The organism is Chitinophaga fulva, from assembly GCF_012927205.1.
GTDB classification, from domain to species: domain Bacteria; phylum Bacteroidota; class Bacteroidia; order Chitinophagales; family Chitinophagaceae; genus Chitinophaga; species Chitinophaga fulva.
In genome coordinates this window covers 464,322-479,100 of the sequence record NZ_JABBGC010000001.1, presented here as the reverse complement: position 1 = coordinate 479,100, position 14,779 = coordinate 464,322, and the positions used below count along the sequence as shown (strand labels likewise).

General features: G+C 47.5%; 14 protein-coding genes. 8 read left to right on the top strand and 6 right to left on the bottom strand.

Features of this window, described 5'->3' with window-relative positions; genetic code table 11:
- Positions 1 to 19: 19 nt before the first annotated feature.
- Together HHL17_RS02070 and HHL17_RS02065 are read left to right on the top strand one after the other, a co-directional pair.
- Positions 20 to 1,570 (top strand): Rne/Rng family ribonuclease, encoded by a 1,551-nt coding sequence (locus tag HHL17_RS02070; protein ID WP_169223138.1) that lies wholly within the window; start codon positions 20 to 22, stop codon positions 1,568 to 1,570.
- Positions 1,571 to 1,771: 201 nt separating this feature from the next.
- Entirely contained in the window at positions 1,772 to 3,496 is a 1,725-nt protein-coding gene (locus HHL17_RS02065) for a L,D-transpeptidase family protein (protein WP_169223137.1), read from the top strand.
- 60 nt (positions 3,497 to 3,556) lie between these two features.
- On the opposite strand, the gene HHL17_RS02060 is transcribed toward HHL17_RS02065, so the two are convergent.
- Positions 3,557 to 3,937, bottom strand: a complete 381-nt coding sequence (locus HHL17_RS02060) for a RidA family protein (protein WP_169223136.1) — start codon at positions 3,935 to 3,937, stop codon at positions 3,557 to 3,559.
- Between the two features lie 111 nt (positions 3,938 to 4,048).
- Here HHL17_RS02060 and HHL17_RS02055 point away from each other — a divergent pair, with 111 nt between their 5' ends.
- From HHL17_RS02055 to HHL17_RS02030, 6 genes are all read left to right on the top strand, one after another.
- The gene (locus HHL17_RS02055; protein WP_169223135.1) at positions 4,049 to 4,711 is read left to right on the top strand and encodes a 3-hydroxyacyl-CoA dehydrogenase family protein; all 663 of its coding nucleotides are present in this window, start codon (positions 4,049 to 4,051) and stop codon (positions 4,709 to 4,711) included.
- Between the two features lie 2 nt (positions 4,712 to 4,713).
- Positions 4,714 to 5,391: a tRNA (adenosine(37)-N6)-threonylcarbamoyltransferase complex dimerization subunit type 1 TsaB gene (gene tsaB / locus HHL17_RS02050; protein WP_169223134.1), complete on the top strand. Its 678-nt coding sequence runs from the start codon at positions 4,714 to 4,716 to the stop codon at positions 5,389 to 5,391.
- A 214-nt stretch (positions 5,392 to 5,605) separates the two neighbouring features.
- A complete protein-coding gene (locus HHL17_RS02045) occupies positions 5,606 to 5,965 on the top strand; it encodes an ArsR/SmtB family transcription factor (protein ID WP_073084462.1) in 360 nt (119 codons plus the stop codon).
- Between the two features lie 157 nt (positions 5,966 to 6,122).
- Complete coding sequence (locus HHL17_RS02040; RefSeq protein ID WP_169223133.1) at positions 6,123 to 7,526, top strand: MBL fold metallo-hydrolase; 1,404 nt, start codon at positions 6,123 to 6,125, stop codon at positions 7,524 to 7,526.
- 252 nt (positions 7,527 to 7,778) lie between these two features.
- A complete protein-coding gene (locus tag HHL17_RS02035) occupies positions 7,779 to 8,264 on the top strand; it encodes a BON domain-containing protein (protein ID WP_169223132.1) in 486 nt (161 codons plus the stop codon).
- A gap of 20 nt (positions 8,265 to 8,284) precedes the next feature.
- Positions 8,285 to 8,659 (top strand): LysM peptidoglycan-binding domain-containing protein, encoded by a 375-nt coding sequence (locus tag HHL17_RS02030; RefSeq protein WP_169223131.1) that lies wholly within the window; start codon positions 8,285 to 8,287, stop codon positions 8,657 to 8,659.
- A gap of 43 nt (positions 8,660 to 8,702) precedes the next feature.
- Here HHL17_RS02030 and HHL17_RS02025 read toward each other — a convergent pair whose 3' ends face one another.
- Genes HHL17_RS02025 through HHL17_RS02005 form a run of 5 tightly spaced genes read right to left on the bottom strand, consistent with a single transcriptional unit; the run spans position 8,703 to position 14,735 of the window.
- Positions 8,703 to 9,590, bottom strand: coding sequence for a lysophospholipid acyltransferase family protein (locus HHL17_RS02025; RefSeq protein WP_169223130.1), 888 nt, complete (start codon positions 9,588 to 9,590; stop codon positions 8,703 to 8,705).
- A 59-nt stretch (positions 9,591 to 9,649) separates the two neighbouring features.
- Positions 9,650 to 11,248: an L-aspartate oxidase gene (nadB, locus tag HHL17_RS02020; RefSeq protein ID WP_169223129.1), complete on the bottom strand. Its 1,599-nt coding sequence runs from the start codon at positions 11,246 to 11,248 to the stop codon at positions 9,650 to 9,652.
- A gap of 47 nt (positions 11,249 to 11,295) precedes the next feature.
- Positions 11,296 to 11,958: a lysoplasmalogenase gene (locus tag HHL17_RS02015; RefSeq protein ID WP_169223128.1), complete on the bottom strand. Its 663-nt coding sequence runs from the start codon at positions 11,956 to 11,958 to the stop codon at positions 11,296 to 11,298.
- Between the two features lie 48 nt (positions 11,959 to 12,006).
- The gene (locus HHL17_RS02010; RefSeq protein WP_169223127.1) at positions 12,007 to 13,347 is read right to left on the bottom strand and encodes a sensor histidine kinase; all 1,341 of its coding nucleotides are present in this window, start codon (positions 13,345 to 13,347) and stop codon (positions 12,007 to 12,009) included.
- Positions 13,348 to 13,388: 41 nt separating this feature from the next.
- Positions 13,389 to 14,735, bottom strand: coding sequence for a sigma-54-dependent transcriptional regulator (locus tag HHL17_RS02005; protein WP_206155893.1), 1,347 nt, complete (start codon positions 14,733 to 14,735; stop codon positions 13,389 to 13,391).
- Between the last annotated feature and the right edge of the window lie 44 nt (positions 14,736 to 14,779).

Genomic DNA, 14,779 nt, shown 5'->3' with positions numbered 1-14,779 from the left:
AGGTTAAAATTTTGGACGCTTGAACAAGGAACTTATTATAAATGCGGCTCCCACAGGTGTGGAAATTGCGTTACTGGAAGATAAAAAGTTAGTGGAACTGCATCACGAAAGTGGCAACCCTAACTTTGCAGTAGGCGATTTATACCTGGGCAAAGTGAAAAAGCTGATACCCGGCTTGAATGCTGCATTTGTGGACGTAGGCTTCGAGAAGGATGCCTTTTTACATTATACGGATCTCAGCCCCTATATCCGTTCCATTCTTAAATTTACTGCAACTGCCATCAGCGATAAAACCCCTGAAGGCTTTGATTTCACTAAGTTTAAAAATGAACCGGAAATAGTTAAAACAGGTAAAATCACTGACGTACTGGGCGGTAAACCCAATATCCTCGTACAGATCCTGAAAGAACCCATTTCTTCCAAAGGCCCCCGCCTTAGCTGCGAAATCTCTCTTCCCGGAAGGTTCATCGTGTTAACTCCCTTTAATGATATTGTAGCGGTTTCAAAAAAAATCCACTCTTCCGAAGAAAGAAAAAGACTGCAGAAAATCGTGGAAGCCATCAAACCGCCTAATTTCGGCGTGATTGTACGGACCGCCGCGGAAGGAAAGAAGACAGCTGAACTGCACGAGGACCTGACAACGCTCGTTCAAACCTGGAAAAATATCCAGTCCAACCTGAACAGCGCACAGGCTCCCCAGAAAATCCTGAGTGAGCAAACCAAAACCACCAGTATCCTCCGTGACCTGCTCAACGAGAGCTTCAACCGGATCGTGATCAACGATAAAAATATTTATACGGATACCAAAACGTATATCCAGAAGATCGCTCCGGAAAAACAGGATATCGTTAACTATTATAATAACGGCTCCCCGATCTTCGATAACTTTGGTATCACCCGCCAGGTAAAGGCTTCCTTCGGGAAAACCGTCAACCTCGACAGTGGTGTATACCTGATCATTGAAGCCACCGAAGCCCTGCATGTAATAGACGTCAACAGTGGCTATAAAAGCTCGAGCAACAACCAGGAACAAAACGCCCTCGCGTCCAACCTGGAAGCGGCTGCAGAAATTGCCCGTCAGCTCCGGCTGCGCGACCTCGGCGGCATTATCATCATCGATTTTATCGATATGAAACTGCCGGAAAACAAAAAGACCGTTTTCGAAGCTATGGAGAAATTCATGGCACAGGACAGGGCCAAACATACCATTCTGCCTATCTCCAAATTCGGGCTGATGCAAATCACCCGTCAGCGTGTAAAACCGGAAATCACTATTTCGGTGGCCGAAGATTGTCCCACCTGCCGCGGTACCGGCAAAATCGGCGCTTCTATGCTGATACTGGAAGATATCGAGAAAAACCTGCAATATCTCCTGAACCACCAACACAAAGGACTGACCATCCGGGTACACCCGATACTGCACGCTTACCTGACTAAAGGTTTCCTTACCTCCAAACAATGGAGATGGTATTTCCAATACAAAAAGTGGATCAAGCTGAAAGCAGACACCAACTACCACCTTACTGAATATCGTTTCTTCGACGCTAACGATGAAGAGATCAAATTATAAAGCTATTTGAAGATTTGAAAATTTGGAGACCTGAAAACACTTTCAATATCCAAATTTTCAAATTTTTATTTTCATTTGTTAAATCCCAAACCCCACTTCAAACTGTATATATTTCATACATTTATGCGATAAAACAGTACTAATCCCATACTGTTTATTGTCATGTTTGTTCTTGTTTCCTAATCACATCCATTACACTTTATGACCGTACGTTTTTACACAACCCTCTCTTTATTGGTCCTGATCATCCTTGTTGCCTGCCAACAAAACGGAGGCTTCCGAAAGAAGCTGAAAATCAGAGATACTACACATTATACTAAAGAGGCGTATATTGAAGAGACGCTGGACAGCAACCTGCTCAATAAGTTCCTGGCCGGGAATACCAACTTTGATCAGTATGATGAATACATCCGGAACTTCTATCAGAAACGGGGGTATCACTATGCATGGATCAACAAAGACTCGCTGACGGAGCAGGCGGCCAACTTCATCAACATGATGAAAAATGATGCCTCCTATGGTATTAAAGACAGCAGTCTGATCAACCCTCAACTGCAGCAGCTTACTGATAGCCTGTTGCAAAGCGAAGGGGGCCTGCGTATCGCTGATACAGCCCGCCCACAGCTGGAAGTACTGCTGACCGCCCAATTCTTTGCCTATGGCAATAAAGTATGGGGCGGCCTGACTGCCGATTCAGCAAAAGACCTGGAATGGTTCATCCCCCGTAAAAAAATTGATATGGAAAGCCTGCTGGACTCCGTAGTCCGCAAGAAATCCAACGCTTTTGAAGAAGATGAGCCGGTGAACCGCCAATATAAACTGTTGCGCAATGAGCTGAAAAAGCTGGCTAACCTGGAAGCCTCTACGAAATGGGATTCTGTCAGGATAGTGCAGAAAGCGACTTTCAAAAAAGGAGATTCGTCCCAGGTGATCACCGGGGTGAAAAATAAACTGGCAGCACTGGGCGACCTGGCCGTTAATGACAGCAGCAGCCGTTTTACACCGGAGCTGGACAGCGCTGTACGTTCCTATCAGGCCCGCATGGGCCAGAAAGTGGACGGTATCATCAAACAAACCACGGTGGACGCGCTGAATGTGCCGTTACAACAACGTATCCGTCAGATACTGGTGAATATGGAACGTTCCCGCTGGGTGCCGCTGGAACCCACGACAGACTATATCCTGGTGAATATCCCGGCATTTACCATGTATGTATATGATAAAGGAAAACTGGACTGGAGCTGTAATGTGGTTGTAGGCAAGCCTGGCGCTAATACGGTGGTATTCTCCAAAGACCTGCGTTATGTAGTGTTCAGCCCTTACTGGAACGTGCCTCCGGGAATTCTGGCCAAAGAAGTGTTGCCTGGCCTCAAACGCAGTGGCAGTGGTTATCTGGCCCGTCAGAATATGGAGATCGTAGGCGCCAGCGGTAAAGTGATACCGCCCGGTTCCATCAATTTCAGCAAATATTCCGGTGGCAATTTCCCTTATATAGTAAGGCAACGCCCTGGCGGCAGGAACTCATTGGGCAAGGTAAAATTCCTGTTCCCCAACGAGTACAACATCTACCTGCATGATACGCCTGCACGCTATCTTTTCGGGGAGAATAAACGCTCTTTCAGCCATGGCTGTATCCGGGTGGCTGAGCCCAAACATTTGGCAGAATGGCTGCTGCGTAAAGATTCCAGCTGGACAGAAAAGAAGATCGACGAGGCGTTGGACGCCAATAAAGAAAGGTTTGTTACCGTGAAAGAAAAAGTACCGGTGTTTATCGTTTACTTCACCGCCTTCGTGGACAGCAAAGGAAAACTGAACTTCCGTGATGACGTGTATGGTCACGATACAAGACTGGCTGCCTCTTTATTCGGCAGCAATGAGCCGAAGCTGGCGAAAGTTGATTCATCTGGTAGCCAGGAAAAATACTAACAAAAAAGACATGTCCGCGGACATGTCTTTTTTTTGTGATTTCCATTTGGACATCACCGTTTAGCTATGCGCGATCACTGATATTTCCACATTCACTCCCCTGGGCAAACCAGCTACCTGTACGGTTTCGCGTGCAGGATAGTTGCCACTGAAGTAGCTGCCGTACACTTCATTTACTTTAGGGAAATCGTTCATGTCTGTCAGGAAGATGGTGGTTTTTACCACGGCATCGAAAGTAAGACCGGCTTCTTTCAGTACCGCCTGCAGGTTTTTCATGACCATGTGGGCTTCATCGGTGATGCCTGACTTTACCAGTTCACCGGTGGCAGGGTCAAAAGGAATCTGACCGGACACATAGAGGATATTACCAGCTTTTACAGCCTGGTTGTATGGCCCGATAGGAGCGGGCGCCTGATTGGTAGTGATAATTTGCTTTTCCATATAACGAAAATAAAAAAATAAGTGTTGCCGGCATCGGCTATTGCCCGGCAGGAGGTGGGTTTAACAGGAAGATAAAGGGATTTTTTTCTTAGGTTTGCCGAAATTTAACGCATGAATATCCTCGTAATAGCAGATGCGCAGCGGTATGATGAATTAGAGCAGAGAGATCTTTCCCGGCATCAGGTACAATGGAGAACCAGTCTGGAAGAAGTGTTGTCTGTGAAAGCGTTTGACCTGGTGATAGATCTTATTTTCGATGACCGGCCGGACCACGCAGCGGTATACGCCCGTAATCCGGGTGTGCCGGTACTCGCAGGGATCGTAAAAACATCCTTGTCCCAGGTGATGAATGATTATGCATTTGAGCAGGGATTCAATATTATGGGATGTAATTTCCTGCCGGGTTTTATCAGTCTGCCGTTGCTGGAAGTGACGCTGGTGGACGATGGGCAGCAGGAAGTGCTGGCGGACATCATGTATCAGCTCAACTGGCAATACACGCTGGTAGCGGATGCTACGGGGATGGTGACGCCGAGGGTGGTATGTATGATCATCAACGAAGCGTATCTGACAGCCCAGGAAGGTACAGCCTCCCGCGCAGATATTGATACTTCCATGAAATTAGGCACCAATTATCCGTTTGGGCCTTTTGAGTGGTGCGAGCGTATAGGCGTGAAACATGTGTATGAGGTACTGAAAGCCGTACACGATGCTACCGGTGATGACCGTTACGAGGTAGCTGCATTATTACAAACAGAATACGAGGCAATATAACAATGGCATTAATACTGAGCATAGATACAGCCACTACCACCGGTTCGGTGAGCCTGGCACGTGATGGTAAGGCATTACAGACGCTTGTCAACGAGCAGCAGCAGGACCATGCCGCTGCGATGGTGTTGTATGTGCAGCAGGTATTGCGTGAGCAAGGTGTTACCGCAGCTGATCTGGATGCCGTGGCGGTGAGTGCGGGGCCGGGGTCGTACACGGGTTTACGTGTAGGCGTGGCCACTGCCAAAGGCCTGTGTTATGCCTGGAACAAGCCGTTGCTGGCCGTTTCCACGTTGCAGATGATGGCGCAGGGCGCCAAAGATGCCGTGCAGGATGATCATGCCTGGTATTGCCCTATGCTGGACGCGCGTCGGCAGGAAGTGTTCACCGCTATTTATGATGCCTCATTGCAACCAGTCATGGAGCCACAGGCTTTAATACTGGAGCCGGGATCATTGGATGCCTGGCTGTCGCAGCAAAAGATATATTTTTTCGGCAATGGTAGCCCCAAATGGGCTGCCATGCTGCCTTCCATCGATAATGCCGTTTTTGTTTCCCATGAGATGAGTGCCGCGCATATGGCGCCGCTGGCAGAACAATTATTCCTTCAAAAATCCTTTGTTGACCTCGCTTATTTCAGCCCTTTTTATCTGAAAGGCTTCTATTTCCCCCAGAAACCCTAACACGTTCGTTTTATTTGTCACGGTATTGTCAAATTACATCTAATTTGCACATATCGCCGGGTTATATATGATAAAATAAGGTATAGAAATTTTTTTTATTGTGACAGATATTATATTTTTGTATAAATCGATAACCGCATTTGTTGTCTAACTATTTTGCGATTACTGTCCGTTGATCCCTTTCATTTCATCATTTTTTAAAAACTATTATGCGATGGAAAAAACATTATTAACTACCTCTTCTAATACTCTTATTATTTCTAGAGGTAACAATGAAAAAGACCAGATCAAATTGGATTACATTGCCGTTAAAAAGGCCGCTATGGTTTTGCGTGCTATCAACCATAAGTTGCGCCAGCAGATGATAAAGCTGTTGGAGGACCATAAGAAAATGACTGTGACAGAGATATATGTAAAATTGCGTTTGGAACAATCGGTAGCATCGCAGCATCTGGCCATATTAAGGCGGGCTGGTATTGTAATTACAGAACGAGATGGTAAGTTTATCCACTACACCATCAACAAGCAGCGTATTGCTGAGGTGGCAAAATTTGTGGAAGAACTGGTTGGTTAATGCATATTAGCCATTTTTAAATACGGAATTGAATTATTAGAAAAGTAGCCGGAAGGCTACTTTTTTATTTCAGTATAGATTTTATCCATACGTGAGAGGGGTGATTTATTTGTAAATTTGTAGGATTACAAAAACCGACAAATCAAAAAGCCAATCCATGTACGTAAAACAATTATACACCAATTGCCTGTCAGAAGCGGCATACTTCATTGAATCAGGAGGAGTGGCCGTGGTGATAGACCCGCTGAGGGATATCGATGTATACCTGGACCTTGCCAGGGAACGTAACGCTACCATCAAATACATTTTTGAAACACATTTCCACGCTGACTTTGTGTCGGGACATCTGGAACTGGCCAAAGCTACCGGCGCACAGATCGTGTTTGGCCCGGATGCTGAAACCGGCTTCGATGCTTACGTGGCAAAAGATAACGAAGAATTTGCCATCGGTGACGTAACCATTAAGGTGTTGCATACCCCTGGCCATACACTGGAATCGACCTGTTACCTGCTGCTGGACGCTAATAAAGCACCGCACGCCGTTTTCACCGGCGATACCTTGTTTGTGGGTGATGTGGGCCGTCCGGACCTGTTCAGTGGTAACCTTACCAAGGAAGAGCTGGCGGGCCATCTGTTTGAATCACTGAACAACAGGATTAAAACGCTGCCTGATAACGTGACCGTATATCCGGCGCATGGTCCCGGATCAGCCTGTGGTAAGAACCTTGGTCCCAATACTTACAGCACCATCGGAGAAGAGAAAAGCACCAACTATGCACTGCTGGCAACTGACAAAGCTCAGTTCATCCAGGAAGTGACCAGTGGCTTATCTACACCGCCTTCTTATTTCCCGATCAACGCAAAAATCAATAAAGAAGGATACGATGCACTGCAAGCTGTGATGAATAAAGCGCTGCAACCACTTTCTGTAGCTGCTTTTAAAGAAAGAAGCGAAGCAGGCGCCCTGATCCTCGATACCCGTCCGGCTACGGAATTTGGCGATGGTTTTGTACCCGACTCCATCAGCATCGGCCTGGAAGGCCGTTTCGCAGAATGGGCCGGCAGCTTGTTGCCTTTCGATCAGGAGATTATTCTGGTTACTACACCGGGCAAAGAGGAAGAAACAGTGGTAAGAATGGCGCGTGTAGGTTTTGAAAATGTAGCTGGTTACCTCGAAGGTGGTTTCCCTGCGTGGGAAGCAGCCGGTGAGGAAAGAGATCTGATCATCACTGTAGAAGCGGATGAGCTGGCGATGGATGTTCCGCATGACGAAAACCTCGTGATTGTGGATGTGCGTAAGCCGGGAGAATACGCCAACGGACATATTAAAGATGCTCTCAGTCTGCCGCTGGGCGATATGATGGACCCTGCCAACCTCGCCAGCCTGGAAGAACACCTGAACCTGTATGTTCACTGCCAGGGTGGTTACCGTAGCATTATTGCCTGCTCTATCATGAAGAGAGAGGGTATCCACAATCTGCGTAATGTAGATGGTGGTTTCGCCAAAATGAAAGATGAAAAAGGACTGGAAGTAGTGCTGGAGAAGAATGTACTCAACTAAACATTTTCCAATTATAGGATATCAACAGGCCGCAAGGGATTCCTTTGCGGCCTGTTTGTTTTTTATATGAGTAAATAAATAAATGTATACTACTGCTGCTCTATTTCCCCGAAATCCTTTATTACAGTAGCTTTCTTTCAGGTTTGCCTTTTATTTTATATCAATTTTTAATTGATTAACAATTAGTTAAACAGGAAAAAATTTTCTATTAGCACGTTATTTGTTATCTTCTGGGACTAAAACTTTCTAACCATGAATAGAAAATCCTTAGCACTCGCCCTTTTGATGGTGATGGGCGTTTTCTTCTTCGCCTGTAAGCCTTCGGACAGCAAAATCCAGAAGGCCGTTAATGAAAAACTGAGTACTATTCCCGGCATCACTGCAGAAGTGAAAGGCGGTGTAGTAACGCTGAATGGCGAAGTAACTGACGATGCCGCCAAAGCAGCAGCGGAAGAAGCCTTAAAAGGTGTTTCCGGTGTAAAATCTGTCTCCAATAACATCACCGTGAAGGCGCCGGAACCAGCCCCAGCTCCGGTTACCATCAACCCCGACGATGTGCTGAAGAAAACCCTTGATTCTGCCTATGCTGCAGGCGGATTTTCTACAGTAACCGTTACCGTGGCCAATGGTGAAGTAACCCTGAACGGCGAAGCTAAAAAAAGCGATCTGCGTAAAATCATTCAGACAGCCCAGGAATCTAAGCCCAAAAAAGTCAACAACAATCTTAAATTGAAATAACCCTTTAAAAAATTACTGTCATGAGCTTACAGGATAAATACCAGGAACTGATCAGCCAGGCTAACAGCGCCGGCGTTACCAATTTACAGGTAAGGGAACAGGACAATGTACTGTACATCGACGGAGAGGCTACTGCAGAGGTGAAAGACCAACTGTGGAGCACCTACGAAAAACTGGACCCCGAAATGCGTTCTGCTGATGTAGTGATGAATATCGCTGTTGCTGATGGCGGCGGCGGTGAGCAGGTCTATGAAGTAAAATCCGGCGACAGTCTGAGTAAGATTGCGAAGAACTATCCCGGTGTTTCCTGGAAAGATATCTTCGAGGCTAATAAAGATCAGATCAAAGATCCCAACCTGATCTATCCCGGACAGAAACTGAAAATACCCGGATGATAACAGCCGGTGAATGTATAAACGAAAAGGCCTGAGCAACTGCTCAGGCCTTTTCGTTTTGTTTCGTTTCCGGTGTACCAGGATATTGGTGTTTCCATCTTCTGTGGCTCCATACCCATACTTCAGGTTGTTCATGAATATTTTTCTCCAGGAACCGCACAAAGGTTTCGGTGATTTTTCCTACCGGCTCCTGTTGCGGCTCTTCAAACATCAGCTTCAGGGTAGCGTGATAATAACCGCGCTTGGTTTTGCGGATGTCTACAAACACTACCGGGATATCGTTTCTGCGGGCGGCCATTTCAGGGCCTTTGTAGAAAGGCGTCATCTTATTCAGAAATGGATACCAAAGGCAGCTCTTCGGGTTACCGGGATTCTGATCAGCCACCAGCGCAATCAGGTACTGCTTGTCGAGCCAGGGCTTCATGCTGTTGGCCATATCATTGGCGGGAATAAGGATAGAGCCGAATTTCTCCCGGAAGTGGCGGAACATGCGGTCGGCCGGTTTACTGCTGAGCGGCATATACACCACCAGGAAGGGGAAAGACACGTCCTGCATGCAGAAGAGGTTGGCCCATTCCCAGTTGAAATTATGGCCCAGGTGCAGCTGGCAGCTTTTGCCTTTAGCGTACAACTCATGAAGTACTGTGAGGTCGCAGATAAAGCGCTTTTGCAGCTGCTCTTTGCTTATGGTGAGTAGTTTGATGGTTTCCACCATCATATCAGTAAGGTTGCGGTAGTATTTTTTAGCCAGCAGTTTGATTTCTTCCGGTGACTTGTCCGGAAAGGCCTGTTTCATATTGGCCAGCACCACCTGCTTCCGGTAACCAAATACGTAATACACCAGTGCATACAGGACATCACTGATGAAGTAGAGTACCGGGAAAGGCAAGAAGGAAATACCGTAACAAAAAACAAGTAGCAAATAGTACATATTCCTCTCTAATCTAAACTTGAATACTCCGCAAAGGTAATGAAAACCAGTGGGTTGGCTTACAAGACAATATTTTGTACCAGTTCACATTTGTATGGATAATCCGTGTTGTAATGCAGGCCTCTGCTTTCTTTGCGGAAGGATGCACCTTTTACGATCAGGTATGCGGCCGTGATCAGGTTACGTAGCTCACACAATTGAGGAGACACTTCTGTTTTCTCGTAGAGGGCCTCTGTTTCTTCGTGCAGCATATCCAGCCGGCGTAGCGCACGGGCCAAACGTTCGTTGGTACGTACGATACCCACATAGTCGCTCATGATCTGTTTCAGTTCTTTGAGGCTCTGGGTAATAAGGATCATTTCCCGTGGGGCTGTGGTGCCGCGTGCATCCCAGTCCGGCACACTTTCCCTGTATTCCAGGGTATCTATTTTGCTGGTAGCGTCCATGAAGCAACGATGGGCAAACACCATAGCTTCCAGCAGGGAGTTGGAAGCGAGGCGGTTGGCGCCATGCAGGCCGGTGCTGGCACATTCACCACAGGCATACAGATTACGGATGGAGGTTTGGCCCCACTCGTTGGTTTTGATGCCACCGCAGCTATAGTGTGCTGCCGGCTCTACCGGGATCATCTGTTTTTGTACATCGATGCCAATGGCCTTACAGGTCTCGTAAATATTAGGGAAATGGTGAATGAATTTTTCGATGTCCATATGACGGCAGTCGAGATACACATGCTCGGTACCGGTGATCTTCATTTCACTGTCAATGGCGCGGGCCACGATATCACGTGGAGCGAGTGACAGGCGTGGATCGTACTTGTGCATGAAATCTTCGCCATGGATATTGCGGAGTATACCACCATCACCCCGTACCGCTTCCGTGATCAGGAAAGAAGGATTGACGCCGGACTGATAGAGGGCTGTAGGGTGGAATTGAATAAATTCCATATTCTCGATACGGCCTTTGGCGCGGTACACCATCGCTACACCGTCGCCCGTAGCGATGGTGGGATTGGTGGTACTGCGGTACACCTGCCCGTTGCCTCCGGTGGCCAGCAGGGTTACTTTCGCCAGTATCGTTTCTATTTTGTTGCTGTTAAGATTGAGCACATATACCCCGAAACATTCAATGTCCGGTGTGGATTTGGTGACCAGGTAACCCAGGTGATGCTGGGTGATCAGGTCTACCACAAAGCAGTGGGTGACAAGTTTGATGTTGGGACGGCGGTGGATGGCTTCCAGTAACGCGCGTTCAATCTCTTTACCGGTAATATCTTTATGATGGATCACTCTGAAAACGGAGTGCCCGCCTTCGCGGCCGAGAGAAAAATCACCATCAGGGTTTTTGTCGAAGTTAGCCCCCCATTCGATGATTTCATTTACTCTTTCCGGACCTTCCGTGACAACGATTTCCACGATACGCTCGTTGCAAAGCCCGTCGCCTGCGATCAGGGTATCCTCTATATGTTTTTCAAAGCTGTCATTTTCCAAATCATTGACCACGGCCACACCGCCCTGCGCGTACTTGGTATTGGTCTCATCTTCACGGCTTTTAGTGATAATGGTAATCGTTTTATCAGGGCATTGCTGAGATACTTTGAGAGCATAGGTCAAGCCTGCTATCCCCGAACCGATGACAAGAAAATCTGTTTGCTGCATAGACTACGAAATTACCGTTTTTTTACTACCAATACCGGTGATTTTTATCAGCGGCGGTAATACTGTACGGCGCCATAAACCAGCCCGGCCTGAGCCAGTCCGTATGTGAGCATGACCAGCTGTCCGCCTGCCGGCAGCGGATGGTAAAACCGGTTCAGTGCAATAAGCGAGTCAGACAGTACAAAAAGCAGCGCTCCGCCTACACAATACCAGGCCATCCGTTGATAGCGGAAATGGAAGGCATGTATCACGCTTTGCAGCATGATGGAGATCACCAGTGAATAGATGATCACCGGGATGAGCATATTACCAAGGTAAGGGATAAGAAAGAGGATATAACCGATGACTGCCGCTGCGTTCAGAAATACCCAGTGATATTTGCAGTACGGTACCGGTGGGTTGGAATACCGGATAGTGAGAAAAAAGACGGTGTAAAAAATATGGCCAACCAGAAAACAGCCAAGGCCTGACAGGAACAGGTGGTCAAACATGAGTAACACATCTCCCAATAAACAGAATAGCATGGCGCCATACATCCATGCCTGTTGTTTGGCTGGCATGGCCTCCGCGGTAGTCAAAAAGTAAACGGCCAACAACGGTATCAGCAGTGGCTTGGTCGCAAACCGAAGACTGTCCAGGTTCAGGCTGATCAATACGAGATCAGCAAATAAAGTAAGGAAATACAGAACTAACCATCCGGATTTGTTCATGAGCAGTGCGGGTTGTTACTACAAGATAACAAACTTTTTGCATAAACATCAGGTATTCAACAGAATGAGAAACGTAGAACCGTTTCCGTTATTTCCTGGGCTTAAAACCTTCAGCTGGCCGCCATGCATTTGAATGATCTGTTGAGACAGACTGAGGCCGATACCTGAACCGGTTTTTTTGGTGGTGAAGAAGGGGATAAAAATTTTGTTCATGGCTTCGGTATCAATACCAGGGCCATTGTCGGTGATTTCAATGCATACCTGTTGTATGTTGTTGAGATACACTTTCATGTGGATACTGGCATTGTCTGTATGCTCCAGTGCGTCCATGGCGTTTTTCACCAGATTGATCAACACCATCTGCAATTGGGAGATGTCAGCATGTATCTCTACGTTTTCTGCATCCACTTCGAGTTGAAACTGGATGTTAGCCTGTTTCATGTCAGCCTGGAAAAGGCTGCTCACTGTGGATACGAGTGATTTGATGTTGACATGCGTGAATTGTGGCTGCGGAAGGGTGGTGTAATCGCGGTAAGCGTTCACAAAGTTCATGATGCCTTTGCTGCGGCTTTCCACTGTCAGCAGGGCTTCCTGGAGGTCTTCAATACCTTCCCGGTTGCCGGCGGTGGGAGCAATATCGAGATCTACAATCTCTTTCATCGTGCCAATAAGTGACACGATGGGCGTTACAGAGTTCATGATCTCATGCCGTAATATTTTAGTCAGGTTCTGCCAGGCTTCCAGCTCTTTTTTCTGTAGTTCTGAGTGGATGTTCTGGATGGATATCAGTTTGATAAGACGTCCCTGCAGGCGCACGGTAGCGGCATTGATGGAGAGCTGTTGTTCCTGACGTGTGGCGTACAGGAGTTTGTTGCCGGAAGACAGTTCCGTTAATAGCTCCGAGAGGCCGGGATGCACTGGTTTCAGTTCTGAAATATTACGCAGGCGATAGATGCCCAACAGGCGGAAAGCAGCGGGGTTGATCAGCTCTATCCGTCCTTCGGTATCAAAGGAAAATACGCCGATACTGATATGCTGGATAATGGTATCGATGTATTTGAGGTTGGCTTCTTTTTCCGCGCGTGTTTGCCGGAAGGCTTCCAGTACTTCGTTGAACTGGTGATTGAGCATCCGGAAGCTTTTACCGAGTTGATTATCAGCGCTGAAGCGGATGGAAAAATCTTCATACCGGATAGACTCGAGGAACAGGGTGAGTTTACGGTTGATCCGGTTGAGATAGTAGTAAATACCATATATCTGCAGCAGTATCAACGGGACCGTGAGGACTGCCAGCGGTGTCATGCCGCGCATATACAGCCATACTGCAGCGGCCAGTGAGATGGTGAGCAGCAGTATGCGAAGGATGATATTGACGCTGAAACGGTTCATGATGGAAAGGTTTGCCGGAGCGGGCCCCGGCAAACGGGGACCTAAATATTATATTTCTCGAGTCTTCTGTAGAGTGCAGCCCTGCTGAGGCCCAGTTCTTTAGCGGCTTCGGTGATATTGCCGTTACACTTTTTCATAGCCTGGGTGATGATGGTGCGTTCCATTTCTTCCAGGTTATAGCCGGTATCCATTTGCGGGTCCTGTGTATTGTTGTTTTTCACAAACACATCTTTGGGCTGCAGTGTTTTGCCCTGAGAGAGAATCACGGCTCTTTCCATGGCATGTTGCAGTTCGCGGATGTTGCCGGGCCATTCATATTTTTCCAGTTGCTGGATGAGGGATTCATGCAGACTGTTGACCTGGCGTTTATATCTTTCGCGGTACAGTTGCAGGAAATGTTCCGCCAGTGGTATGATGTCTTCCCTGCGTTCGCGCAGGGGAGGCAGGTGTATTTCGATGGTATTGATGCGGTACAGCAGGTCCTGCCGGAAAAGGTGCTGGGCGGCCTGTTGCTGAATATTGCGGTTGGTAGCGCAGATCAGTCTAACGTCGATGGGTATACTCTTATTGGAGCCTACTTTGGTCACCGATCTGTTTTGCAGTACGGTCAGGAGTTTTGCCTGAAAGGGGATGGAGATGTTACCGATTTCATCGAGGAAGATGGTGCCGCCGGATGCTTCTTCAAAACGGCCGGCCCTGTCTTCACGGGCATCGGTGAAGGCGCCTTTTACGTGCCCGAAAAGTTCGCTTTCAAAGAGTGTTTCGCTGATGGCGCCGAGGTCAACGCTGACGATGGGTTTGTCACTGCGGTGAGACTGCTGGTGGATATGCCTGGCCAGCATGTCTTTCCCTGTACCGTTTTCACCGAGAATGAGCACGTTGGCATCGGTGGCGGCTACACGGGAAACAGTATCGAATACCGCCTGCATAGCGGGACTGTTGCCAACGATCAGGTTGCCGGTGTTGTGTACTACCGGTGGCTTGTCCAGTTTGGATGCCCGTTTGTTGTAGGCCGATTGTATAGTGGCCAGCAGTTTTTCATTTTCCCACGGCTTGAGCACAAAGTCCACCGCGCCGGATTTAATAGCTCTTACAGCCATTTCCACATCGCCGTAGGCGGTAAACAGTACCACTGCTGTATCCGGCTTGATATCGAGGATACGGTCCAGCCATTCAAATCCTTCTTTGCCGCTGCTCAGGTCACGGGTGAAGTTCATATCCAGCAGGATAACATCATAGTCGAAGTTGGTGACCAGGTAAGGTATCTTTTGCGGATTTTTTTCAAAATCCACCTGTTCAAAGTGCCGTTTCAGCAGCAGACGGGCCGCGCGCAATACATCAACATCGTCGTCAACGATCAGAATTTTTCCGGGTTGCATGGTGGTCATGGGTAAAAGGTGAATGCAACAATATTACAGAAAGATTTTTTTAC

What these genes read in the sequence shown, in the direction of transcription:
- HHL17_RS02025 (WP_169223130.1), bottom strand. Translation starts at nt 9,590, where the DNA reads ATGTACTATTTGCTACTTGTTTTTTGTTACGGTATTTCCTTCTTGCCT.
- nadB (WP_169223129.1), bottom strand. Translation starts at nt 11,248, where the DNA reads ATGCAGCAAACAGATTTTCTTGTCATCGGTTCGGGGATAGCAGGCTTG.
- HHL17_RS02035 (WP_169223132.1), top strand. Translation starts at nt 7,779, where the DNA reads ATGAATAGAAAATCCTTAGCACTCGCCCTTTTGATGGTGATGGGCGTT.
- HHL17_RS02005 (WP_206155893.1), bottom strand. Translation starts at nt 14,735, where the DNA reads ATGACCACCATGCAACCCGGAAAAATTCTGATCGTTGACGACGATGTT.
- HHL17_RS02010 (WP_169223127.1), bottom strand. Translation starts at nt 13,347, where the DNA reads ATGAACCGTTTCAGCGTCAATATCATCCTTCGCATACTGCTGCTCACC.
- tsaB (WP_169223134.1), top strand. Translation starts at nt 4,714, where the DNA reads ATGGCATTAATACTGAGCATAGATACAGCCACTACCACCGGTTCGGTG.
- HHL17_RS02030 (WP_169223131.1), top strand. Translation starts at nt 8,285, where the DNA reads ATGAGCTTACAGGATAAATACCAGGAACTGATCAGCCAGGCTAACAGC.
- HHL17_RS02055 (WP_169223135.1), top strand. Translation starts at nt 4,049, where the DNA reads ATGAATATCCTCGTAATAGCAGATGCGCAGCGGTATGATGAATTAGAG.
- HHL17_RS02040 (WP_169223133.1), top strand. Translation starts at nt 6,123, where the DNA reads ATGTACGTAAAACAATTATACACCAATTGCCTGTCAGAAGCGGCATAC.
- HHL17_RS02060 (WP_169223136.1), bottom strand. Translation starts at nt 3,937, where the DNA reads ATGGAAAAGCAAATTATCACTACCAATCAGGCGCCCGCTCCTATCGGG.
- HHL17_RS02065 (WP_169223137.1), top strand. Translation starts at nt 1,772, where the DNA reads ATGACCGTACGTTTTTACACAACCCTCTCTTTATTGGTCCTGATCATC.
- HHL17_RS02015 (WP_169223128.1), bottom strand. Translation starts at nt 11,958, where the DNA reads ATGAACAAATCCGGATGGTTAGTTCTGTATTTCCTTACTTTATTTGCT.
- HHL17_RS02045 (WP_073084462.1), top strand. Translation starts at nt 5,606, where the DNA reads ATGGAAAAAACATTATTAACTACCTCTTCTAATACTCTTATTATTTCT.